At 62.7% G+C, this 14,619-nt stretch carries 15 protein-coding genes; 3 read left to right on the top strand and 12 right to left on the bottom strand.

Annotation, left to right across the window (positions count from 1 at the left end):
• Positions 1–65: 65 nt before the first annotated feature.
• Positions 66–440 carry a hypothetical protein gene (locus BM416_RS12060; protein ID WP_003195530.1) on the top strand — a complete coding sequence of 125 codons (375 nt, stop codon included), beginning with the start codon at positions 66–68 and terminating at the stop codon, positions 438–440.
• Between the two features lie 47 nt (positions 441–487).
• Here BM416_RS12060 and BM416_RS12065 read toward each other — a convergent pair whose 3' ends face one another.
• From BM416_RS12065 to exbB, 6 genes are all read right to left on the bottom strand, one after another.
• The gene (locus BM416_RS12065; RefSeq protein WP_092488203.1) at positions 488–1,888 is read right to left on the bottom strand and encodes an aminoacyl-tRNA deacylase and HDOD domain-containing protein; all 1,401 of its coding nucleotides are present in this window, start codon (positions 1,886–1,888) and stop codon (positions 488–490) included.
• Positions 1,889–1,965: 77 nt separating this feature from the next.
• A complete protein-coding gene (gene recG, locus BM416_RS12070; RefSeq protein ID WP_092488204.1) occupies positions 1,966–4,041 on the bottom strand; it encodes an ATP-dependent DNA helicase RecG in 2,076 nt (691 codons plus the stop codon).
• An 8-nt stretch (positions 4,042–4,049) separates the two neighbouring features.
• On the bottom strand, positions 4,050–4,970 hold the full coding sequence (locus BM416_RS12075; RefSeq protein ID WP_015886540.1) for a hydrogen peroxide-inducible genes activator: 921 nt from the start codon (positions 4,968–4,970) through the stop codon (positions 4,050–4,052).
• A 142-nt stretch (positions 4,971–5,112) separates the two neighbouring features.
• Positions 5,113–5,862, bottom strand: a complete 750-nt coding sequence (locus BM416_RS12080; protein WP_027608280.1) for a TonB family protein — start codon at positions 5,860–5,862, stop codon at positions 5,113–5,115.
• Positions 5,859–6,284, bottom strand: coding sequence for a TonB system transport protein ExbD (gene exbD, locus BM416_RS12085; protein ID WP_003195519.1), 426 nt, complete (start codon positions 6,282–6,284; stop codon positions 5,859–5,861). Before exbD ends, BM416_RS12080 begins: the two co-directional genes overlap by 4 nt.
• Before the next feature lie 6 nt (positions 6,285–6,290).
• Entirely contained in the window at positions 6,291–7,271 is a 981-nt protein-coding gene (gene exbB / locus BM416_RS12090) for a tonB-system energizer ExbB (protein ID WP_092488205.1), read from the bottom strand.
• A 188-nt stretch (positions 7,272–7,459) separates the two neighbouring features.
• Between exbB and BM416_RS12095 the strand changes: the two genes are divergently transcribed.
• A complete protein-coding gene (locus BM416_RS12095; RefSeq protein WP_065937987.1) occupies positions 7,460–8,311 on the top strand; it encodes an SDR family oxidoreductase in 852 nt (283 codons plus the stop codon).
• A gap of 64 nt (positions 8,312–8,375) precedes the next feature.
• On the opposite strand, the gene BM416_RS12100 is transcribed toward BM416_RS12095, so the two are convergent.
• The 6 genes from BM416_RS12100 to BM416_RS12125 all read right to left on the bottom strand — a co-directional run bounded on the left by BM416_RS12100 (position 8,376) and on the right by BM416_RS12125 (position 13,672).
• Positions 8,376–9,119, bottom strand: coding sequence for a hypothetical protein (locus tag BM416_RS12100; RefSeq protein ID WP_092488206.1), 744 nt, complete (start codon positions 9,117–9,119; stop codon positions 8,376–8,378).
• Between the two features lie 56 nt (positions 9,120–9,175).
• Positions 9,176–9,556 (bottom strand): RidA family protein, encoded by a 381-nt coding sequence (locus BM416_RS12105; protein WP_003176922.1) that lies wholly within the window; start codon positions 9,554–9,556, stop codon positions 9,176–9,178.
• A gap of 24 nt (positions 9,557–9,580) precedes the next feature.
• Positions 9,581–11,686: a bifunctional GTP diphosphokinase/guanosine-3',5'-bis pyrophosphate 3'-pyrophosphohydrolase gene (gene spoT / locus BM416_RS12110; protein ID WP_034116421.1), complete on the bottom strand. Its 2,106-nt coding sequence runs from the start codon at positions 11,684–11,686 to the stop codon at positions 9,581–9,583.
• Positions 11,687–11,746: 60 nt separating this feature from the next.
• Positions 11,747–12,010 (bottom strand): DNA-directed RNA polymerase subunit omega, encoded by a 264-nt coding sequence (gene rpoZ / locus BM416_RS12115; protein ID WP_003176920.1) that lies wholly within the window; start codon positions 12,008–12,010, stop codon positions 11,747–11,749.
• A 167-nt stretch (positions 12,011–12,177) separates the two neighbouring features.
• Positions 12,178–12,798, bottom strand: coding sequence for a guanylate kinase (gene gmk, locus BM416_RS12120; protein WP_092355860.1), 621 nt, complete (start codon positions 12,796–12,798; stop codon positions 12,178–12,180).
• A 10-nt stretch (positions 12,799–12,808) separates the two neighbouring features.
• The gene (locus BM416_RS12125) at positions 12,809–13,672 is read right to left on the bottom strand and encodes a YicC/YloC family endoribonuclease (RefSeq protein WP_092488207.1); all 864 of its coding nucleotides are present in this window, start codon (positions 13,670–13,672) and stop codon (positions 12,809–12,811) included.
• 204 nt (positions 13,673–13,876) lie between these two features.
• Here BM416_RS12125 and rph point away from each other — a divergent pair, with 204 nt between their 5' ends.
• Entirely contained in the window at positions 13,877–14,599 is a 723-nt protein-coding gene (rph, locus tag BM416_RS12130) for a ribonuclease PH (protein ID WP_027608286.1), read from the top strand.
• Positions 14,600–14,619 lie beyond the last annotated feature (20 nt).

Below are 14,619 nucleotides of genomic sequence, written 5' to 3' on the forward strand. Positions count from 1 at the left end.
TGGCGTTCTTTTTGCAATTGGTTAAACTGCTGCGGCCACTCAATAATTACACCGAGGCCGTGTGCATGAAATTTCGTCTTCTCCTGTGGGTGCTGGGCCTGATGATGGGCAAAGCCAGCCGCACCAATCCTGCCTTCCAGCAACAGCTGGGTGACAAAGACCTCGCGTTCCAGTTGCAGACCCTCGACGGCAAGGTTGCCCGTCACTTCATCGTCAAAGACCAGCGCATCACCAGCCGCTCGGGTGTCCACCCGGCGCCGGCGTTTGCCATTGCGTTCAAGGATGCGGCCTATGGCTTCGCCACGATGCAGGCGAAGAACAAGCAACTGGCGTTCATGACGGGGATTCAGGACAAGTCGATCCAGATCAAGGGCAACCCGGCGCTGGTGATCTGGTTCCAGGGGTTGACCAAGTATTTGAAGCCGAAGAAAAAGAAGTAGGGCTTTCAGGTCGACCGAGTTGGATAGCTATCTGACAGGCGCCAGATTCAGCCCTGGCTGAACTGCGAGGCCAATTCGCGCAACAGCACCTCGGCATCCAGCACCTTGCCCACGACTTCATCAGCCTTGTCGCGGCTCAAGCCCAGACGCTCGAGCAGTTCGTCCGGGATGGTTTCGTCCGGCCCGGACCCAATCCCCCGGCTGCGCAGCAGGCGCACGGCCAGGCACACCAGGTTCGGGTATTCGGCGTATTGCCCATCGTAGGTCGGGTCGTGCTGGAAACGCAGGGCAGTGGACAGCTCGTCCGGCATGTCCCAGTAGCGCATCAGCCAGGCGCCGATCTGCTCGCGGCTGATGCCCAGCAAGTGTTGCTCCACATAGCTGTGGCACAGGTGCGGGTTGACCTCCAGGTGGCGGCAGATCAGCGAGAAGTGCGGCGGGAACACATGGGCCAGCAACAGGTAACCGAAGTTGTGCAGCAGGCCGGCGAGGTAGGTCAGGCCGGCTTCCGGGCGCTGGGCGCGAGGCATGGCGCGGGTCAGGCCTTCGATCACGGCGGCGGTGTAGATGGACTGGTGCCAGTACGGCGTGGCCTGGTGCGGGTGGTCCTTGGGCAGGCTCAAGGTCTTGCCCAGGGCCAGGCCCAATGCCAGGTTGATCACCAGGTCAAAACCCAGCACGCGCACGATGGCGTCTTCCACCGAGCGGATCTTGCCCGGCGATGCGTAGTACGGTGACGCAGCCCAGCTCACCACTTGGGCGGCCAGGGCCGGGTCGGTTTCGACCACGCCGGTGATGTCGTCGATGGTGGCATTGGGGTCGACGCGCAGCTTGATGATCTTCTGTGCGGTGTCGGCCAGCGGTGGAATCTCGATGGTCGCTTCCAGGCGTTGCTGGATGCGGCGGGCGGTAAACGCCTGCATCGCCTGGGTGATTTCCTCACGGTCATCATTCGGGCGGTCGAGGTTCGGGCGGATGTTGCTCAGTGGCTCCCCGAACTGGGCGGCGCTGGCCTTGGTGAGCATGGTCTTGAAGGCGTCGCTGGCGATTTCCAGCAGCAGCCCGGCTTCGCCTGAATGCACCAGCAGGCTCGGCTCGTCGAGCAGGCTGCCTTCGTACAGGCACGGCGAACTGGTGAGTGCCGGCAGGCCCGGCAGCAGGCTCAGGTCGTGCTTGCCCAGCATGCGCGCGACGCGATCCGGTGACACGGCCGTAAGGCGGCGACCCGTGAGTTCGGTGAGGCGGTTGAGGTCCAGCAGCTGGTTCTGCGGGAACAGCACCATCAGGGCGCCCACCGCGTCTTCCAGCAAGACGGCCTGGACTTTTTGCGCAGGATTCAGGCCCGGATGTTCGGTGACTTCCGTGTAGCTGATGGCGAGTTTTGCGAGCAAAGCCCGAATGACCGGTGGGGCGGTCAGTGGGGCTGTGGCGTGGGCAACTTCTGACATGGCCTGATCCAATTTCTTACAGTCACCGAAGTATAACCAGCTTGATACACCTGTAGGTCGGATAAGTGCGTCAGGCGTCACACTTGGCCGTATTGCTGCCCATGGCGCAGCCAGCGATCCAGCAGCGGGCTGACGTGATCCGGCCAGCGTTCCAGCAACGCCTGCGCCGCATCGCGTACGGCAGGCAGCAGGTCGGCGTCGCGCATCAGGTCGGCGACCTTGAACTGCAGCAGGCCGGTCTGGCGGGTACCGAGCATTTCGCCGGGGCCGCGCAGTTCAAGGTCTTTTTCGGCGATGACAAAACCGTCGTTGGTCTCGCGCATGATGCCCAGGCGCTGACGGCCGATCTGCGACAACGGCGGGTGGTAGAGCAGCACGCAGTGGCTGGCGGCGCTGCCTCGGCCCACGCGGCCGCGCAATTGGTGCAATTGCGCCAGGCCCAGGCGCTCGGGGTTTTCGATGATCATCAGGCTGGCGTTGGGCACGTCCACGCCCACTTCAATCACGGTGGTAGCGACCAGCAGCTGCAGGTTACCGGCCTTGAATTCAGCCATCACCCCGGCCTTTTCCGCGGGCTTCATGCGCCCATGGATCAGCCCGACCTTGAGTTCCCCCAGGGCGCTGGTGAGGTCTTCATAGGTGGTCTCGGCGGCCTGGCAGGTCAGCTCCTCGGACTCTTCGATCAGTGTGCACACCCAGTACGCCTGGCGGCCTTCGGCACAGGCGCCGCGCACACGTTCGATCACTTCGACGCGCCGGGTGTCGGTGACCAGCACAGTGTTGACCGGTGTGCGGCCGGGGGGCAGTTCGTCGAGGATCGAAGTGTCGAGGTCGGCGTAGGCGCTCATGGCCAGGGTGCGCGGGATCGGGGTGGCGGTCATGATCAACTGGTGCGGGTTCATGCGCCCGCCCACGCCCTTCTGGCGCAGGGCCAGGCGCTGTTGCACGCCGAAGCGGTGCTGTTCGTCGATGATCACCAGGGCCAGGTTCTTGAACTGCACTTCGTCCTGGAACAGCGCATGGGTGCCCACCACCATCGGTGCACCGGCGGCGATCTGTTCCAGCGCGGCCGCGCGCGTCTTGCCCTTGAGCTTGCCGGCCAGCCATGCGACTTCCAGGCCCAGGGGCTCGAGCCAGCGCTTGAACGTGATGAAGTGCTGCTCGGCGAGGATCTCGGTGGGTGCCATCAGCGCCACCTGGTAACCGGCTTCCAGGGCTTGCAGGGCGGCGAGGGCGGCGACCACGGTCTTGCCCGCGCCCACGTCGCCCTGGATCAGGCGCAGCATCGGCTCGTGCTGGCTGAGGTCGTAGGCGATTTCATTGCCCACGCGCTGCTGGGCGCCGGTCGGCGCAAAGCCGAGGTTGGCCAGGTATTGCGCAGGCAGGCGCGTGGCCTTGGGCATGGCCGGCGCACGCAGGGAGCGCATGCTTTCGCGCAGGCGTTGCTGGGACAGTTGGTGAGTCAGCAGTTCTTCGAACGCCAGGCGGTGCTGGGCCCAGTGATGACCGAGGGCCAGTTCGTCGACATCGGCGTCCGCAGGGGGGTGATGCAGGTAGCGGATCGCATCGGCCAGTGGCGCCAGTTGGTAGTCGCGGGCCAGTTCCAGGGGCAGCCAGTCGGGCAGGCTCTGCGGACCGAGCATGCCCAGGGTCTGCATGCACAATTGGCGCAGGCGCTGTTGGGTCAGGCCTTCGGTGAGCGGGTAGATCGGCGTGAGGGTGGTGTCCACCGGCGGCGGTTCGTCACCGGTAATGGCACGGTATTCCGGGTGGTAGATCTCCAGGCCCGAGGCGCCGGGGCGCGCTTCGCCGTAGCAGCGCACGCGGGTGCCGCGCTTGAGGCCTTCCTTCTGTGCGTTACTGAAATGGTAGAAACGCAGGCTCAGGCCGCCGGTGCCGTCCTGCAGGCGCACCACCAGACTGCGGCGCTTGCCCATCACCACGTCGGCGCCGCTGACGGTGCCTTCGACCACTGCGTCCTGCCCGGGGCGCAAATGACCGATGGGCACGACGCGGGTGCGATCCTGATAGCGCAGGGGCAGGTGAAACAACACGTCCTGGAGGTTTTCCAGGCCGACCTTGGCCAGCTTCTCGGCCATGGCCTCACCGACACCCTTGAGTGCCGTCACCGACACCTGCGACAGCTCAGTCATACGTTTACTTAGCTCGCAGCAGGCGGCTTGGCCACCGAACACAGGCGGATCGAGTCGGCGAGGATCTCAATGGCTTTGGGCCGTGGGAAGCTGGCGCGCCAGGCAATCGCCACGGTACGGAACGGCACCGGCGGCGTGAGTGGACGCACTTCGATCACGCCGGGGGCGTAGTGATGGCTGTCGACTGCCGACAGCGGCAGGATCGAGATACCCAGGCCGGAAGCGACCATATGCCGGATGGTTTCCAGGGAGCTGGACTCCACGGTGGTGTGCTTGGCGCCGTCGTTGCCTTTGGTCAGGGTCGGGCAGGCTTCCAGCACCTGGTCGCGGAAGCAGTGGCCTTCGCCGAGCAGCAGCAGGCTCTTGTCGTTGAGCAGGCCGGCGTCGATGGTGTCTTTTTGCGTCCACGGATGGGAGGCGGGCATCAGCACGTAGAACGGCTCGTCGTAGAGCGGCAGGGTCAACACATCCGCTTCGTTGAACGGCAGGGCGATGATGATCGCGTCCAGCTCGCCGTTGCGCAGTTTGTCGCGCAGAACGTGGGTGAAGTTTTCTTCGATATACAGCGGCATCTGCGGCGCGACGCGGTGCAGTTGCGGGATCAGGTGCGGGAACAGGTACGGGCCGACGGTATAGATGGCGCCGACTTTCAGCGGTGCGGTCAGCTGGTTCTTGCCGGCCTGGGCCAGTTCGCGAATGCTTTGCGCCTGTTCCAGCACCTTCTGGGCCTGGGCCACGATGCCTTCGCCCACCGGGGTGAGGCGCACGGCGCTTTTGCTGCGCTCGAAAATCAGCACACCGAGTTCGTCTTCAAGCTTCTTCACGCCCACCGACAGCGTCGGCTGGCTGACGTGGCAGCGCTCGGCCGCGTGGCCAAAGTGCTGCTCTTGGGCGAGGGTAACGATGTAGCGTAATTCTGTAAGAGTCATAGCGGGCGTCCATGAGGTTGCGGGCCAAGCATACCGGCTGCAATCGATAGACGCACGTTATCAGAACTTTGCTGGGGATTGAGGGGGGAATGCGCGGGATTTTGCTGAGAGTGGCGAGGGGTGTCCCTCGCCACCATCATTTTCAGCGACGACGTTTCTCGATGTTGTACACGAACGGTGCAACGATCTCGATGCTGCCGCCCTTGAGCATGTCGGCCGGCGGCTTGGGCAGCGGCTGGGCACGACGGATCATGTCCAGGGTGGCGCGGTCCAGGTCGGCGTTGCCGGAACGCCCCACCAACTCGTAGGACAGCACGTTACCGTCGCCATCCACCACGAACTTCAGGCGGTTCAAGCCTTCCTTGCCACGGGCCTGGGCACCTGGCGGGTACTTCTTGTACTTCTGCAAGTGTGCCAGCAGGGTGCCTTCCCAGGACGCTTTGGCGGCGATCTGTTGCGGCGACGGGCCAGGTACGGGCTGGGCCGATTTTTCAGCCGGTGCCTTGGTGGGCGGAGCGTCACTCGGCGGGTCCTCGGAGGGTTTCTCCTTGGGCGGCTCGATCTTTTTCTCCACCGGCTTGGGCGGCTGCGGTTTAGGTTTTGGCTTGACCGGCTTGGGCACCTGGATCGTTGGCTTGGGAGCCTCGGCCAGTTTCGGCAGGGGCAGCTCTTCCACCGGTGCAGGCGGTTGCGGCGGCGTTACCACTTTCGGCGGCGCCGGCGGCGGCGGTGCAGGCATCGGGGCCAGGTCGATGACCATGGCTGCCGGCGGCAACTGCACCGTGCGCGGCGCTGACCAGTGGAGCGCGATGGCAATCGCGACGGCATGCACGCCCAGCACGACGGCGAGGCTGGTGCCATAACGCGTCAGTTTGTGGCGCGTCGTGATCATTTCTTGGCTGCCGTCTCAAGTCCGACCAGGCCTACCTTGAGGTAGCCGGCTGCCCGCAGGGCATCCATCACGCTCATCAGGTCGCCGTAGTCCACGCCCTTGTCGGCCTGGAAGAAGATCGTCGTGTCCTTCTTGCCTTGGGTCTTGGCATCGAGCACTGGCCCCAGGGTTTCGGCCTTGACTTCTTCTTCGCCCAGGAACAGGCGTTGGTCCGCCTTGACGCTGAGGAAGATCGGCTTCTCCGGCCGCGGCGCCGGCTTGGCGCTGGAGGCGGGCAGGTCAACCTTGATGTCCACGGTGGCCAATGGAGCGGCCACCATGAAGATGATCAGCAGCACGAGCATCACGTCGATAAACGGCGTGACGTTGATTTCGTGGTTCTCGACGAGTTCGTCGTCGCCTTGATTCAAATGCAGGCCCATGGCCGATTACCCCACTTTCACCATGTGCGGTTGCGAGCTGCGCTCGGTAGGCAGGTGATCGAGGTCGCGGCTGACCAGCAGCAGGACTTCTGCCGACGCGTCCGATACCTGGGCCTTGTAGCCGGCAATCGAACGGGCGAAGACGTTGTAGATCACTACCGCAGGAATCGCGGCGACCAGGCCCAGGGCGGTTGCCAGCAGGGCTTCGGCGATGCCGGGGGCGACGACGGCGAGGTTGGTGGTCTGGGTTTTGGCGATGCCGATGAAGCTGTTCATGATGCCCCAGACGGTACCGAACAGGCCGACGAACGGCGCGGTGGAACCGATGGTAGCCAACACACCCGTGCCGCTGCTCATGTTACGGCCGCAGGCTGCAACCAGGCGTTCCAGGCGGAACGCCACGCGCTCCTTGATGCCTTCTTTTTCACGGGTGTTGGCCGACAGGCGCATTTCTTCCAGTGCGTCGTGCACCAGGGTGTTGGCCAGGGTGCCCTTTTTGGTCGCGCTTTCGCTGGCTTCCTTGAGGGTGGTGGCCTTCTTCAGGTGGACGATTTCAGTGCGCAGACGACGCTTGGCGCCCAGCAGCTCGAAGCCTTTGGCGATCCAGATGGTCCAGGTAATGATCGACGCGATGGCTAGGCCGATCATCACGGCTTTCACCACCACGTCAGCATTCTGGTACATGCCCCATGGCGACAGGTCGTGGGCCATGCCCAGGGTGTTGTCTTCTTCCAGCACGACACCGGTTTCGTCGGCGGCGGCTGGGACTGCAGCCTGGGCCGGATCGGTGGCCGCCGGGGCAGCGGCGGGCGCGGTTGGAGCCGCAGCATTGTGCTCGGCGGCGGCCGGGGTAGCCGGGGCGGTGGCATCAGCGAATGCGGCGGTCGGCGCCAGCAGTACGCTGAACAGCATCGCAGCAATCGCACGCCAGGCGCGGGATGGGCTGTGAAGCTTGGTTGGCGAAGCGGGGGTTGTATTACGTGTCATGCTGGCCGGACCTGAGAGAAGAAATGACTGATCGTCCTTCCAGACCCAAAGGGGTCGAGGACAAATGGGCGGTTATTATTGCAAGTAATTCTTGTTAACAGAAGTAATACAGTAACTTTATTTGCCCTTTTTCTGGCCGCCGGTCTGCTGCGAGGGCTAATCTAGACCTTTAAGAACGGAGTTTTATGATGTCTGTGCCTTCTGTTGTGATTGCCGGATGTGGCGATGTGGGTAGTCGGCTGGCTAGCCAATTGCTGGCCTCGGAATGGGAGGTTCATGGCCTGCGGCGCGATATTTCACGCCTGCCCGACGGGGTGATCGGCATTGCCGGCGACCTGTTCAACAAGGATTGCCCTGACACCTGGCCGATCGGCGGGGTGGATTACCTGGTGTACTGCGCCGCCGCGACCGACCACGATGAGGCCGGTTATCGCGCCGCTTACGTGCAAGGGTTGCAGCATGTGCTGGAGTGGCTGAAGGATTATGGCCAGGAGCCCAAGCACCTGCTGTTTGTGTCCAGCAGCAGTGTATACGGGCAGCAGAATGGCGAGTGGGTCGACGAAACCTCCGAAACCCAGGCCAAGGGTTATTCCGGGCAAGTCATGCTGGAGGCCGAGCAGGTGGCACTTAACAGTGGCATTCCTGCGAGCGTCGTGCGGTTGACCGGCATTTACGGTCCTGGTCGCGAATGGCTGCTGACCCAAGTGCGCCAGGGGTACCGTGTAGCGCTTGATCCGCCTTTATATGGCAACCGTATACACGCCGATGATGCGGCGGGCTTGCTGGCATTTTTGCTACGCCACGTGGAGCAGGGCGGTTCGCTGGATAAGGTCTACATCGGCGTTGACGATGCACCGGCGCCCTTGGCCGAGGTGGTGGCCTGGCTGCGTGACTACCTGGGCGTCACGGAGTGGTCCGAGGACGCGAGTGTGCGGCGTGCGGGCAGCAAGCAATGCAGCAATGCCCGGATAAAGGCGCTGGGGTGGACGCCCACGTATGCGAGCTACCGCGAAGGGTACGCAGCCATTCTTAAAGGCTGAAATGCGGTTAAAGATGTGGGAGGGGGTAAGCCTCTCTCCCACATTTGGATCTGGGTGATGACTGCTATTGCTTTTCAAGCAGCCATTGGCGCGGCCCGGGAGTGAACTGAGGCACTTCATCCGTTTGAGCGGTGTTGACCGCCTGGAAGATCTCCAACTGCTTGCCCTTGCGCACGAAGATCCACGGGTTGCCCACGCCGTTGAGCTGCAGCCACATGCTGTCGTAGCCGCCGCTCATGGAGGCACAGTCACCGGCCAGGCACAGAGAGTACCGATCAACATTGGGCAAACCGGCGACCTTGCCGTCAGGCTGGAACTGGACAGTGGCGCCGCTGCCGAAGCCGTCGGTGATCTTCCAGTCGCCGCCCATATAGGCTGCATACAGGGCGCGTTCGAAGTTGGCGCCCAGCGGCGCACCTTCCGGTGCAGGTTCCTTGGCGCGGGCAAAGAGCTGCTCGGGCTCGTTGTCGTTGGCCACTTGCAGCAGTTGCCTGCCTTTGCGCTTGAGTTCAGTGGCGGAGCTGCCGTAGAAGTCGACGCTCCAGGCGCCGGACTGTTCGCCGAGCAACTTGCCTTCGGCGACTTCAAAACCGTTGTAGTAACGTGCCTGCGAAGCCTTGGGATTGACCTCCCATTCGAGGTTCGGGCCATAGCTTTGCAGCGCTTCACGCAAAGGGCCGCCCTTGGCTGCCACATCGATGGCGACCTGGTTGATCCAGGTGCCGCTCACATCCTGGTTGGCAGGGTTGCTGGCGCAGCCGCCGAGCAACAGGGCGAGCAACGAAGAGGCTACAAGCGCTTTGCGCATCATGAAATCCTTTTAAAACGAAGTCGGCGCAGCCTGCGGAGGCTGCGCCGGGTGTTTTACTCGATGACCAGAATTGCGTCCATCTCAACCTGCGCGCCCTTTGGCAGGGCGGCCACACCAATGGCGGCGCGGGCTGGGTAAGGTTGTTCGAAGTACTTGCCCATGATCTCGTTGACCTTGGCGAAGTGGCTCAGGTCGGTGAGGAAGATGTTCAGCTTGACGATATCCTTGAACGAGCCGCCGGCAGCTTCGGCCACGGACTTGAGGTTTTCGAAGACCTGTACGGTCTGGGCTTCGAAGCCTTCCACCAGTTCCATGGTCTTTGGGTCCAGCGGGATCTGGCCGGACATGTAGACGGTGTTGCCCGCCTTGATGGCCTGGGAGTAAGTGCCGATGGCGGCTGGGGCTTTATCGCTGGTGATTACGGTCTTGGTCATGAATGACTCCTTGTAATGGATGGGCTACGCACGCATGCGGGTGATGCGGATCACACCGGTCAAGGCGCGCAATTTCTTGATCACGCGGGCCAGGTGCACGCGGTCATGCACGCTGACCACCAGCTGGACCACGCTGATGCGACCATCGCGCTCGTCCATGCTGATTTTCTCGATATTGCCGTCGGCCGCGTTGACACTGCTGGCCAGCAGGGCGATCAGGCCGCGCTGGTGTTCCAGCTCCACGCGCAGCTCGACGTTGAATTCGCCGGTGACATCCTTGGCCCACGAGAGCTGGATGCATTTTTCCGGGTTGTGGCGGATCTCGGTGATGTTGCGGCAGTTGTCGAGGTGAACGACCATGCCCTTGCCGGCCGACAGGTGCCCGACAATCGGGTCGCCAGGGATCGGCGTGCAGCATTTGGCATAGCTGAGCACCAGGCCCTCGGTGCCGCGAATCGCCAGCGGGCCTTCCGGGCTTGGCAGTTGTTCGCCTTCACCCAGCAGGCGGCGGGCGACCACATAGGCCATGCGGTTGCCCAGACCGATATCTTCCAGCAGGTCTTCGATGGTTTCCTGGCGATACTCGTGGAGCATCGCTTGCACGCGCTCCTGCGCAATCTTGTCCAAGGCGCTGTCGAAGCCGTTGAGCACTTTGTTCAGCAGGCGCTCGCCCAGGCTGATGGACTCGGAGCGGCGCTGCAGTTTCAGCGCGTGGCGGATGTGTGTGCGCGCCTTGCCGGTGACCACGAAGTTCAGCCACGCCGGGTTCGGGCGCGCGCCCGGTGCGCTGACGATCTCCACAGTGGAGCCGCTTTGCAGCGGTTCCGACAGTGGGGCCAGGCGCCGGTTGATCCGGCAGGCAATGCAGCTGTTGCCGACGTCGGTGTGTACCGCGTAGGCAAAGTCGACCGCAGTGGAGCCTTTGGGCAGCTCCATGATCCGGCCTTTGGGCGTGAACACGTAGACCTCGTCCGGGAACAGGTCGATCTTCACGCTTTCGATAAATTCCAGGGAGTTGCCGGCACGTTGCTGCATTTCCAGCACGCCCTTGACCCATTGGCGGGCGCGGGCATGGGTGCCTTTGGGCTGTTCGTCGCCGCTGGATTTGTACAGCCAATGGGCGGCGATGCCGTTGTTGGCCATCTCTTCCATTTCCCGGGTGCGGATCTGGATCTCGATCGGCACCCCGTGCATACCGAACAGCGTGGTATGCAGCGATTGATAGCCGTTGGCCTTGGGAATGGCAATGTAGTCCTTGAAGCGCCCCGGCAGGGGTTTGTACAGATTATGTACAGCGCCCAGCACGCGGTAGCAGGTATCGACCTTGTCCACGATGATGCGGAACGCGTACACGTCCATGATCTCGTTGAAGGCCCGGCGCTTGCCGCGCATCTTCTTGTAGATGCCGTAGATGTGTTTCTGCCGGCCGCTGACCTCGCCCTCGATCTCGTCGATCGCCAGGCAATGGCTAAGGGATTCTTCGATCTTGTTGACGATTTCCTTGCGATTGCCCCGGGCGCGCTTGACGGCCTGGTAGATGCGCGCCGAGCGCATGGGGTGCATGGCCTTGAAGCCGAGGTCTTCGAATTCGATACGAATGGCGTGCATGCCCAGCCGGTTGGCAATGGGCGCGTAGATTTCCAGGGTTTCCTTGGCGATGCGCCGGCGTTTTTCGCCGGACAGCACTTCCAGCGTACGCATGTTGTGCAGCCGGTCGGCCAGCTTGACCAGGATCACCCGGATGTCCCGGGCCATGGCCATGGCCATCTTCTGGAAGTTTTCCGCCTGGGCTTCGGCCTTGGTCTCGAAGTTCATCTGGGTCAGTTTGCTGACCCCGTCGACCAGTTCGGCCACGGTTTCGCCAAATTGCGCACTGAGCGCTTCCTTGGCAATGCCGGTGTCTTCGATCACGTCATGCAGCATCGCGGCCATCAGGCTCTGATGGTCCATGTGCATGTCGGCCAGGATATTTGCCACCGCAAGGGGATGGGTGACATACGCCTCACCGCTTCGGCGGCGTTGGCCGTCGTGGGCCTGTTCGGCGTAGAAATACGCTCGGCGGACCAGGTTGACCTGGTCGGGGCCGAGGTAGGTCGATAAGCGATCGGCGAGGGCGTCTATGCTCGGCAAAGTGTGAACTCCTGCCGAAGGCTGTGACCCCGCGCCGTGCTACGTCGACCAGGCATAGGCTTAGACGGCCTCGTTGGACTCGTCCTCGAACGCTGCAAACAGCGGTTCGTCTTCAACGATTTCAGCGTTGGCGATGAACTCGTAGCTCATCAGGCCTTCAGCGATTTCACGCAGGGCTACAACGGTAGGCTTGTCGTTTTCCCACTGGACCAGGGGCTCCTTGCCGCCAGTGGCCAGTTGACGGGCACGCTTGGTAGAGAGCATGACCAGCTCAAAGCGGTTATCCACGTGTTCTAGGCAGTCTTCAACGGTTACGCGGGCCATGGTATTCCTCGGAGCGAATGCAAGATGCGCGCTGCCCGGTTGGGCGAGCGGACTGAGCAGTTTAAAAAATCACCAGCGTTTAGGGAAGCGCTGATTTTTCGCAGGTCCTCGCAAAACCGCTGCAAGCGCCAATGTAAAGCCCTTGCAGCGGTTTTGGGAAGAGCCAATCAGCCGAGCAGTTCGGCGAGTAATTTGCCGAAACGCTGCTGTTGACGCTTTTGCTGGAGCTGATTGGTGCGGAAAATCGCCTTCAGGTCATCCAGTGCGTGGGAAAAATCGTCGTTGATGATCAGGTAGTCGTAGTCGACGTAGTGGCTCATTTCGCTGACGGCTTCACGCATGCGGCCTTCGATGATTTCGTCGCTGTCCTGGCCACGGTTGGTCAGGCGCTGATGCAAGGCTTCGAGCGACGGTGGCAGGATAAAGATCGAGCGCGCCTGAGGCATCAGCTTGCGCACTTGCTCGGCGCCCTGCCAGTCGATTTCCAGGATCAGGTCGTGGCCTTCGTCCAGGGTCTGCTGCAGGTGGCTCTGCGAGGTGCCGTAGAGGTTGCCGAACACCTCGGCGCGCTCGAGGAAGTCGCCATGCTCGATCATCTTGACGAACTCGGTGCGCTCGACGAAGTGATAGTGCACGCCGTTCACCTCGCCCGGGCGCATGGCGCGGGTGGTGTGGGAGACCGAGATGCGAATCTGCTCGTCAGCGTCGGTCAGGGCCTTGACCAGGCTGCTCTTGCCCGCGCCCGAAGGCGCGGAAATGATGTAAAGGGTGCCGGTGCTATGGGTCATGGAGGTTGCCTTACTCAATATTCTGTACTTGTTCGCGCATCTGCTCGATCAACACCTTGAGGTTGACCGCCGCTGTGGTGCTGCGCGGATCGAAAGCCTTGGAGCCCAGTGTATTGGCTTCGCGGTTGAGTTCCTGCATCAGGAAGTCCAGGCGCCGACCGGCGGCGCCGCCGGACTTGAGCACGCGGCGCACTTCGAGGATGTGGGTGCTCAGGCGATCCAGTTCTTCGGCGACATCGCTCTTCTGCGCGAGCAGCACCATTTCCTGCTCCAGGCGCACGGGGTCGAGGTCGGCCTTCATGTCGGTGAAGCGGTCGAGGACCTTCTGGCGTTGGGTGGCGAGCATCTGCGGTACCAGCTTGCGCAAGGTGACCACGTCTGCTTCGATCGACGTCAGGCGCTCGTTGATCAGTCGGGCCAGTTCGGCGCCTTCGCGCTCGCGGCCAGCCTTGAGTTCCTTCAATCCCTGAGTGAACAGGGCGAGGGCTTCGGCATTGAGGGCTTGCGGATCGGAGGCGTCGGCCACCAGCACGCCGGGCCAGGCCAACACTTCCAGAGGGTTCAGTGCGGCGGGCTGCTTGATCAGGCCGGCGACGGTTTCGGCCGCGGCGACCAGTTGCGCAGCGCGCTCGCGGTCTACCTGCAGCGGCTTGCCGGTGGTTTCTTCGGTAAAACGCAGGGTGCATTCCAGCTTGCCGCGGGAGATGCCCTGGCGCAGTGCCTCACGCACGGCGCCTTCGAGGTCGCGGAAGGATTCCGGCAGGCGCAGGTGCGGCTCCAGGTAGCGGCTGTTGACCGAGCGCAGTTCCCAGCTCAGGGTGCCTTGGGCGCCGGCTTTTTCGACGCGGGCAAAGGCGGTCATGCTGTGCACCATGGAGGTACCTCGCGATGCAGTCCCGCGAAAGCGGGCTGATGGGTAAATTGAAGCCGACAGGCTGCGAAGGCGCGGGATTGTAGCGCAGTGGGGCGGGCGCGCCCAAACGCTGAGCATTCGTAAGCAGATTTTTAGCAGTGCCCCGAATCGGCTCGCGGCTCTATAATGCTCGGCAGTTTTTCGTCCTCAGTACAGGTATCCCCTATGAAACGTCCAAGTGGTCGCGTTGCCGATCAGCTCCGCTCGATCCGCATCACCCGCAACTACACCAAACACGCCGAGGGATCCGTACTGGTCGAGTTTGGCGATACCAAGGTTATCTGCACCGTCAGCGTTGAAAATGGCGTGCCGCGCTTCCTCAAGGGCCAGGGCCAGGGTTGGTTGACCGCCGAATATGGCATGCTGCCACGTGCTACCGGCGAGCGTAACCAGCGTGAAGCCAGCCGTGGCAAGCAAGGCGGCCGTACCCTGGAAATCCAGCGCCTGATCGGGCGCTCCCTGCGCGCGGCCCTGGATATGACCAAGCTGGGCGACGTGACCCTCTACGTCGACTGCGACGTGATCCAGGCCGATGGCGGTACGCGCACCGCGTCCATCACCGGCGCCATGGTGGCGCTGGTCGATGCGCTTAAAGTCATCAAGAAGCGCGGCGGCCTGAAAGGCGGCGACCCACTGAAGCAGATGATCGCCGCCGTATCGGTGGGCATGTACCAGGGCGAGCCGGTGCTGGACCTGGATTACCTGGAAGACTCGGCTGCCGAGACCGATCTGAACGTAGTGATGACCAGCACCGGTGGTTTCATCGAAGTGCAGGGCACCGCCGAAGGTGCGCCATTCCAGCCGGCCGAGCTGAACGCCATGCTGGCCCTGGCCCAGAAGGGCATGACTGAGATCTTCGAACTGCAGAACGCCGCACTGGCTGACTGAGTAAGCCTCAAGGAGAAGCG

It is taken from the genome of Pseudomonas sp. NFACC42-2 (genome assembly GCF_900116055.1).
GTDB lineage: Bacteria > Pseudomonadota > Gammaproteobacteria > Pseudomonadales > Pseudomonadaceae > Aquipseudomonas > Aquipseudomonas marginalis.

Excerpts from the sequence above, each read along its gene's own strand:
- rph (WP_027608286.1), top strand. The coding sequence starts at position 13,877 with ATGAAACGTCCAAGTGGTCGCGTTGCCGATCAGCTCCGCTCGATCCGC.
- gmk (WP_092355860.1), bottom strand. The coding sequence starts at position 12,798 with ATGACCCATAGCACCGGCACCCTTTACATCATTTCCGCGCCTTCGGGC.
- BM416_RS12075 (WP_015886540.1), bottom strand. The coding sequence starts at position 4,970 with ATGACTCTTACAGAATTACGCTACATCGTTACCCTCGCCCAAGAGCAG.
- rpoZ (WP_003176920.1), bottom strand. The coding sequence starts at position 12,010 with ATGGCCCGCGTAACCGTTGAAGACTGCCTAGAACACGTGGATAACCGC.
- exbD (WP_003195519.1), bottom strand. The coding sequence starts at position 6,284 with ATGGGCCTGCATTTGAATCAAGGCGACGACGAACTCGTCGAGAACCAC.
- BM416_RS12065 (WP_092488203.1), bottom strand. The coding sequence starts at position 1,888 with ATGTCAGAAGTTGCCCACGCCACAGCCCCACTGACCGCCCCACCGGTC.
- exbB (WP_092488205.1), bottom strand. The coding sequence starts at position 7,271 with ATGACACGTAATACAACCCCCGCTTCGCCAACCAAGCTTCACAGCCCA.
- BM416_RS12100 (WP_092488206.1), bottom strand. The coding sequence starts at position 9,119 with ATGCGCAAAGCGCTTGTAGCCTCTTCGTTGCTCGCCCTGTTGCTCGGC.
- BM416_RS12060 (WP_003195530.1), top strand. The coding sequence starts at position 66 with ATGAAATTTCGTCTTCTCCTGTGGGTGCTGGGCCTGATGATGGGCAAA.
- BM416_RS12080 (WP_027608280.1), bottom strand. The coding sequence starts at position 5,862 with ATGATCACGACGCGCCACAAACTGACGCGTTATGGCACCAGCCTCGCC.
- BM416_RS12095 (WP_065937987.1), top strand. The coding sequence starts at position 7,460 with ATGTCTGTGCCTTCTGTTGTGATTGCCGGATGTGGCGATGTGGGTAGT.
- recG (WP_092488204.1), bottom strand. The coding sequence starts at position 4,041 with ATGACTGAGCTGTCGCAGGTGTCGGTGACGGCACTCAAGGGTGTCGGT.
- BM416_RS12125 (WP_092488207.1), bottom strand. The coding sequence starts at position 13,672 with ATGGTGCACAGCATGACCGCCTTTGCCCGCGTCGAAAAAGCCGGCGCC.
- BM416_RS12105 (WP_003176922.1), bottom strand. The coding sequence starts at position 9,556 with ATGACCAAGACCGTAATCACCAGCGATAAAGCCCCAGCCGCCATCGGC.